This is a genomic window from Bradyrhizobium genomosp. III, assembly GCF_000261705.1.
GTDB classification, from domain to species: Bacteria; Pseudomonadota; Alphaproteobacteria; order Rhizobiales; family Xanthobacteraceae; genus Bradyrhizobium; species Bradyrhizobium ottawaense.
Genome location: NZ_AJQF01000100.1, coordinates 1 through 5,548, shown reverse-complemented (window position 1 = coordinate 5,548; position 5,548 = coordinate 1). Strand labels below are relative to the sequence as shown.

At 64.2% G+C, this 5,548-nt stretch carries 5 protein-coding genes; 4 read left to right on the top strand and 1 reads right to left on the bottom strand.

Annotated elements, in window-relative coordinates; all coding sequences use genetic code 11:
- The first annotated feature begins 148 nt into the window (after positions 1-148).
- From IC66_RS0109775 to IC66_RS0109765, 3 genes are all read left to right on the top strand, one after another.
- Positions 149-955 carry an acetoacetate decarboxylase family protein gene (locus IC66_RS0109775; protein ID WP_197742267.1) on the top strand — a complete coding sequence of 269 codons (807 nt, stop codon included), beginning with the start codon at positions 149-151 and terminating at the stop codon, positions 953-955.
- A gap of 150 nt (positions 956-1,105) precedes the next feature.
- Positions 1,106-2,281 (top strand): ABC transporter substrate-binding protein, encoded by a 1,176-nt coding sequence (locus IC66_RS0109770; protein WP_085971675.1) that lies wholly within the window; start codon positions 1,106-1,108, stop codon positions 2,279-2,281.
- Positions 2,278-3,036: an SDR family NAD(P)-dependent oxidoreductase gene (locus IC66_RS0109765; protein ID WP_028140123.1), complete on the top strand. Its 759-nt coding sequence runs from the start codon at positions 2,278-2,280 to the stop codon at positions 3,034-3,036. The genes IC66_RS0109770 and IC66_RS0109765 overlap by 4 nt, the downstream gene beginning before the upstream one ends.
- On the opposite strand, the gene IC66_RS0109760 is transcribed toward IC66_RS0109765, so the two are convergent.
- The gene (locus tag IC66_RS0109760) at positions 3,033-3,800 is read right to left on the bottom strand and encodes an IclR family transcriptional regulator (RefSeq protein WP_049801865.1); all 768 of its coding nucleotides are present in this window, start codon (positions 3,798-3,800) and stop codon (positions 3,033-3,035) included. The genes IC66_RS0109765 and IC66_RS0109760 overlap by 4 nt on opposite strands.
- Before the next feature lie 212 nt (positions 3,801-4,012).
- Here IC66_RS0109760 and purD point away from each other — a divergent pair, with 212 nt between their 5' ends.
- Complete coding sequence (purD, locus tag IC66_RS0109755; RefSeq protein WP_038947489.1) at positions 4,013-5,296, top strand: phosphoribosylamine--glycine ligase; 1,284 nt, start codon at positions 4,013-4,015, stop codon at positions 5,294-5,296.
- Positions 5,297-5,548: the final 252 nt, after the last annotated feature.

Below are 5,548 nucleotides of genomic sequence, written 5' to 3'. Positions count from 1 at the left end.
AGGCTGCCAGCCGAAGCCTTGCCGGAGACCGCCATGCTCGCGCGACCGTGCGAGCCTCGCATGCGGTCGGAAAGCCGCGGCTTGACTCAGCCTTAATTTCATATATGCAATTATAAAATCATATATAAAAACAGAGCGAGCCGAGCCGATGAGCGATGTGATCACCGATCCCGACGATCCGCGTCGGCGCGTGTTTGGCGAATACCGGCTCAAGCCGAACAGCGGGGTCAATCCGCCCTATTCGCCGGCCTATCCGGTGGAGTGGGGCTGCACCTTGCGCACCGTCGAGATCATGACCCGCGTCGCCCCGGGCAAGGTCTCAACACTGCTTGCCGACACGCCGTTCGAGATCGCGAGCGATCGCGTCGCTTTCCGCTTCATGCGCTCGCCCGGCCATTCCCTGGCCGTGCACGCCGGAGAGATGTTCGATCTGATGATCTCGGTGCCGGTGCGCTACAACGGGCTGTTCACCGAGACGCATATCTTCATGTATTGCAGCGATCCCATGGGGATCTGCGCGGGGCGCGAGGTGTTCGGCTACACCAAGAAGGATACCCACTACGCCTTCGATGAGCATCCGGACGGATCAATCACCGGGTGGGTCCGTCGTCGCGGCATTTCACTTGCCGATTTCTCCTTCACGCCTGACGCGTCCGCACCGGTCGTCAGGATCGTCGACGGCGATGAGCTGCCGGCCGGTGAAATCCACGTGCGCCGCTTGCCGCATCCCGAGCGGCTTGGCACGGCCTATGCCGACATCGTCTATCGCCGCACGCCATTGAAATACTCCAAGCCGGTGCCGGGCCGCGCCTCCATGACCCTGCACGCCAGCGCGTACGATCCCATCGCCGAACTGAATCCGGAAATCCTCGGCGCGCATTTCATGGTGTCGGACGTCTATGGCGGCGGGTTCGAGGTCGAGGACCGGCGGCTCATCGAGCGGCTTACCCCGTAAACAAAAGATCAGCCTGCGCGCGATGTACGTGCGGGCGGCTAATAGCGCGCGGAAAGCGCGGGCAAAGCAAGGGAGGGTTCGGACATGGCAGGACAATATCGTGTAAGCCGCCGCCGACTGTTGGCCGGCGCCGGCGGCCTTGCGTTGGGCATGACGGGCCTCGGTGCGCAGGCGCAGGAGGCAAAGCCGCTTCGGATCGGCGTGTTGACGGACATGTCCAGCCTCTATGCCGATGTCACCGGCCCGGGCTCGCTGCTGGCAGCCAAAATGGCGGTCGAGGATTTTCAGGCCTCGGCTCACAAGATGACCCGACCGATCGAAGTCATCAGCGGCGACCACATGAACAAGGCCGATCTTGGCGCCAACATCGCGCGCGAGTGGATCGATCGCCAGAGTGTCGACGTCATTGTCGATGCGCCGAATTCAGCCGTCGCACTCGCGGTGCGCAGCGTCGTGCAGCAGAACAACAAGACGCTGCTGGTATCGGGCGCCTCCTCGTCCGATCTGACCGGCAAGTCCTGCTCGCCCAATCTCGTGCACTGGACGTACGATACCTATGCGCTCTCGTCGGGCGTTGCGCGCGCGGTGGTCGAGAGTGGCGGCAAGAGCTGGTTCCTGCTGACTGCGGACTACGCGTTCGGCCACGCCATGGAAGGCGACATCAAGAATGTCGTGCAGAAATTCGGCGGAAAGATCCTCGGCGGGGTGCGTACGCCGATCAATACACAGGACTTCTCCTCCTTCCTGCTGCAGGCCCAGGCTTCGAAGGCGGAAATCATCGCGTTGGTCAATGCCGGCGGCGACACCATCAATTCCATCAAGCAGGCGGTGGAGTTCGGTATTCCGCAGGGCGGCCAGCGCGTGGTTGCGACGGTGCTCTATCTGAGCGATGTGCATTCGCTCGGCCTCAAGATCGCGCAGGGGCTGCAGTTCACCGAATCCTTCTACTGGGACCTGAACGAGGATACCCGCGCCTGGACCAAACGGTTTGCACCGCGCAACAACGGCCGCTACCCGACCGCTTTGCATGCCGGTGCCTACGCGACGACCCTGCATTACCTGAAGGCGGTCGATGCGCTCGGCGCTTCCAGCGACGGCAAGGCCGTCGTCGAACAAATGAAGAAGCTGCCGACCGATGATCCCCTGTTCGGCAAGGGCAGCGTGCGGGCTGACGGTCGCAAGCTGCACAACATGTATCTGTTCGAGGTGAAGACGCCCGCGGAATCCAAGCAGCCCTGGGATTACTACAAGCTGGTCAAGACCATTGCACCGTCCGAGGCCTGGCGGCCTCTGGAGGAGGGCGGCTGCGAGTTCCTGAAATCATGACCGCAAATGACCGGCGGCCGGTGGCGCTCGTCACCGGCGGCGGGGGCGATATTGGTCGGGCCATTGCGCTGAGGTTGACGCAGATGAGCGCTGCGGTCGCGATCGTCGACCGCGATGAAGTGGCGGCAAACGCCAGTGCGCGCCTTGTCGAGGACGCCGGCGTGAGGGCGCTTGCCATCCGCGCCGATGTCTCCAGTGCCCTCGATACGGCGGCCTTCGTCGAAACGGTCGAAGCAGAGTTGGGGCCGATCGGCATATTCGCCAACAATGCAGGCATCGAGGGCGTTGTCGCTCCTCTCCACGAATATCCCGACGAGACATTTGATCGGCTGCTGCAGGTCAACGTGAAGGGGGTCTTTCTCGGCCTCAAGCATGTGCTTGCACGAATGACGCAACGTGGCGCGGGCGCGATCATCAATACGGCGTCGACGTCGGCGATCCGCGGGCGTGCGGGGCTCGCCGGCTATGTCGCGTCCAAGCACGCGGTGCTTGGACTGACGCGGACGGCGGCGCTCGAGGTGAGCGGGACCGGCATTAGGGTCAATGCCGTTCTCCCCGGACCGATCGAGTCGCGCATGATCCGGGAATTGGAGGGACAGGCGCGCGATAACGCCGTTTCGTTGCGCCGAAACGGCGCGGTTGTTCATGGCCGGCCGCGGGATGTCGCCAATATCGTGGCGTTTCTGGCCTCCGACGAGGCCGCGCATGTCAACGGTGCGGCCTGGGTCGTCGACGGCGGTACCACGGTCGCTTAAGCGACGCCGCCGATCTTCTCGGAAACGATCCTGGCGGCGCTGCGCAGCTCGGCCGCAATGGTGTCGGCTTCGTTCGCGGGAATCCGATCCTGCCTCACCAGTGGAACGGTCAATGCGGCGGCCGCGCGGCCGGAGGCTTCGATGATCGGGCAGCTATAGGCCAGGATGCGCGTGTAGCCGTCGTCATTGGAGAAGTTTCCTCCCTCCGAGGAAATGCGGTCGAGCGCTGCCAGCGCCTTCTTGGCGCTGATGCGATCGTGTTCAGCGATGACATGGGCAAGCTCCTGGCGCCGGCCTTCGAGCTGAAATGCGGCCAGGACCTTCGCAGAAGCGTATTGCTGGGTGAGGGGAAATACTGCTCCCACCTTGACCGACCAGCCCATCAACCATTCCGGCTCGATGCGGGCAATCACCATGAACTGCTCGCCGTGCAACACCGTGAGGTGGCAAGACAACTGCACGCGGGAAGCGAGCTGCTCCATCACCGGCAGCGCCGCCTTCAGCAGCCGCTCGGTCGGCGGGAATTGCGAGGCGATCCGGAACAGTTTCAGCGTCAACGTGTATTCGCCGGTCGCCGGGTCCCGCGCGACATAGCCGCGGCGCTCCAGCGCCACCAGCATCCGGAAAATCTCGCTGACGGAGCGGCCGACGCACTCGGCGAGCTGCTTCTGGCTGAGCCCGCGCGACGCGCCCGCCAGCGCTTCCAACAGGTCCAGTCCCTTCTCCAGGGCCGGAGCGCCCGGCTGCAGCTTCTCAGGGTTCATCCATCAGCCCTTGTACGATCCGCCCCGGCAAGCGCGCTGTGGGACGGCAGACCGTGTACCTGATCGTGCGCACGGCGAAAAGTCGTGGTCCGAGCGGGCGTACCCTGAATGACGGGCAGATTGAATGGCGGGGAGTTCGGGACAAGCCCCTTGAGACGCGAGCCGATTCGTGCGACCTCCGCCCCCAGCAAATCCTTCATTCTGAGCCTTCGATGCACATTCTCCTGCTCGGTTCCGGCGGCCGCGAACATGCCCTGGCGTGGAAGATCGCGGCTTCCCCCCTGGTGACCAGGTTCTGGTGCGCGCCCGGCAATGCCGGCATCGCGCGGGAGGCGGAATGCGTGGCGCTCGATATCGCCGACCATGCCGCGGTGATCGACTTCTGCAAGACGAACAAGGTCGAGCTCGTGGTGGTCGGGCCGGAGACGCCGCTGGCGGCCGGCCTCGTCGACGATCTCGCCGCTGCCGGCATCAAGGCGTTCGGCCCGAGCAAGATCCCCGCCCAGCTCGAAAGCTCCAAGGGTTTTACCAAGGCGCTCTGCACCGAGTTCGGTATTCCCACAGGCGCCTACAAGCGCTTCACCAACGCCGATGACGCGCGTGCCTACGTGCAGAGCACGGGCGCGCCGATCGTCGTGAAGGCCGACGGGCTCGCCGCCGGCAAGGGCGTCGTCGTCGCCAAGACCGTGCGCGAGGCCGAGGACGCCATCGCCATGATGTTCGAGGGCGCTTTCGGCGAGGCCGGCACTGAAGTCGTGATCGAGGAGTTCTTGCCGGGCCGCGAGATCAGCTTCTTTGCGCTGTGCGACGGCGAGACGGCGATTCCGCTGGCCTCCGCCCAGGACCACAAGCGCGTGTTCGACCACGACGTCGGGCCGAACACCGGCGGCATGGGCGCCTATTCGCCGACGCCTTTGGTCACGCCGGGGATCCACGACGCGATCATGGCCAAGATCATCCTGCCGACGGTATCAGGCATGAAGCAGCGCGGCACGCCGTTCCGCGGCATCCTCTATGCCGGGATCATGCTGACGACGCAGGGGCCAAAACTGTTCGAGTTCAACGTCCGCTTCGGCGATCCCGAGTGCCAGGTGCTGATGCTGCGCATGATGTCGGACATCGTGCCGGCCTTCCTCGCCGCCTGCGACGGCCAGCTGAAGAATTTCGATCTGCGCTGGCATCCGGACTCCGCGCTCACGGTGGTGATGGCGGCGAAGGGTTATCCCGGCGACTACCAGAAGGGTACGCGGATCGACGGACTCGATGACGCGGCGAAGGTGGACACCGTCGAGATCTTCCACGCCGGCACGGTCGAGAAGGACGGCGCGATCCTCGCCAATGGCGGCCGTGTGCTCAATGTCTGCGCGCTCGGCAAGACCGTGACGGAGGCCCAGGCCCGCGCCTATCAGGCCGTCGACCGCATCAGCTGGCCCGAGGGCTTCTGCCGCCGCGACATCGGCTGGCAGGCGGTGGAGGCGGAGAAGGCCAAGGGCTGAGCGAGGGCTCGTCCAGAGCTAGCTTGGCGCGGTCGTCGTCACCGGATGGCCACATGTGCACCCCAGAATGTGTAATCAGTCGCGGGGCTTACTGACCCCGATGATGATACCGGTACTGTGCATGGGGTTGTTTTCGCAATTTTAGGTGTCGGGGGCAGGCCCCGACTGACCTCTCAAGGATGCAACAAGATGTCCGATCTCGCCGACCTTTATCCGGATTTTGCCTCCGAATGGATCAACACCTCCTTCGGC